The following is a 618-nucleotide window of genomic DNA, read 5'->3' on the forward strand; positions in this document are numbered from 1 at the left end:
GCGCAAAGAAGGCTTGCAGTTTCGGATCAGTATAAGATAAACTACCCATTTTGCCTGCAATTTGAACTTGTTGGTTTAGGGCATCGAGAATGTTTTCCGCATTGCTTTTTTCTTTTTTACTTTCAAATTGCTGTACTTTTTGAATCGTATCCTCTAGTTCTTTGCTGGCTGCAACCAGTTTTTCATCAAACTGGCTGTTCGGCATGCTCAGTGAAACCAAATCGTTCACACTGTTGTAAATATTAGAGATGCGACTATCCATTTCATGTTTCTTGGGTTGAAGATTGGAAAGTTTGTTTTGCGCTTGAAGCAATGCATCTTCTAGAATAACCGCATTCTCATCACTTTCTCCCGTTGTTGACTGAAAATCCTGTAAGGTTTTCGCCATTTCCATAATAAGTAGTTCATTGGAATCTTTCAACCCAATCACAACTGTATTTTGATTATTATTGATGTCGTTGACAATCGCTTTTCCTGTTTCACCCTGCATGGCATCAGCCTGAATGATTCCATTCAATGCGTTTTTGGCTTGTTCAAGTTGATCATTGGTTTTACTGGTGTCTTTTTGGAGTTTTGCCAGTATTTCATTGAATTCCCTTAAATCTACTTGAAAGCCCA

The 618-nt window shown here is 38.3% G+C and carries 1 protein-coding gene; it reads right to left on the reverse strand.

The genetic code is table 11. The annotated features are described in order from the left end of the window. Positions 1–618, reverse strand: a 618-nt coding sequence (locus U860_RS0130755) for a T7SS effector LXG polymorphic toxin (protein WP_025151468.1), incomplete at both ends; no start/stop codon positions are given.

This window comes from Bacillus sp. H1a (genome assembly GCF_000633475.1).
Lineage (GTDB): Bacteria > Bacillota > Bacilli > Bacillales > Bacillaceae_G > Bacillus_A > Bacillus_A paramycoides.